Raw genomic sequence first — 560 nt, 5'->3', positions numbered from 1 at the left:
ATAATGGTGCTTATAGGGTCTTGCTCCGAGGCCAACATTAAGATGGGCTTTATATTCTGTCGGATGCGAATGTAGAACTTCATTCCAGAGCCGGCATGACCTTCCTCGGACGCTCTCACCTTTTGTGATAGTAGCGCAGGCGAAAATTGAATCTTGGATAGTACGTTCATGGGGACTGCGCTAATCGTGGACCGGCAGGTAAATGTTTTGCCTGTGCTGGTGATTATTTTTACGTGATCCCCAAGATCATGAACTTCCTTCACTGGCGTACCCAATTCCACGTCAGGGCGACCATCATCCAGCATGGCATTGATTAAACTTTGCGTACCATGTTTAAAGCTATAGCGAGAGACGCTATCACTGTAACGAGTGATATCACTGCCAACGAGAGACCACCATCGTTGCATTTCTACGTAGCTAGCTTGATCAAAGTCTCCATGAACGGAAGCGCCCAAGAGTCCTTCGATGATGGGTGAGAAAGAAGGAGAGAGGTCCATCTGATTAAGGCGATCGCGAACCGATAGAGTGTCGGCGCCTTGCCAATTATCTGTACTAAAAGG

The 560-nt window shown here is 47.7% G+C and carries 1 protein-coding gene; it reads right to left on the bottom strand.

The annotated features are described in order from the left end of the window. Positions 1–560, bottom strand: a 560-nt coding sequence (locus A3757_RS03730) for an FAD-dependent oxidoreductase (RefSeq protein WP_197469724.1), incomplete at both ends; no start/stop codon positions are given.

The sequence above is a fragment of the Oleiphilus sp. HI0117 genome, from assembly GCF_001635235.1.
Note: the sequence above shows the minus strand (reverse complement) of the source record. Positions and strands in the feature narration are given on the sequence as shown.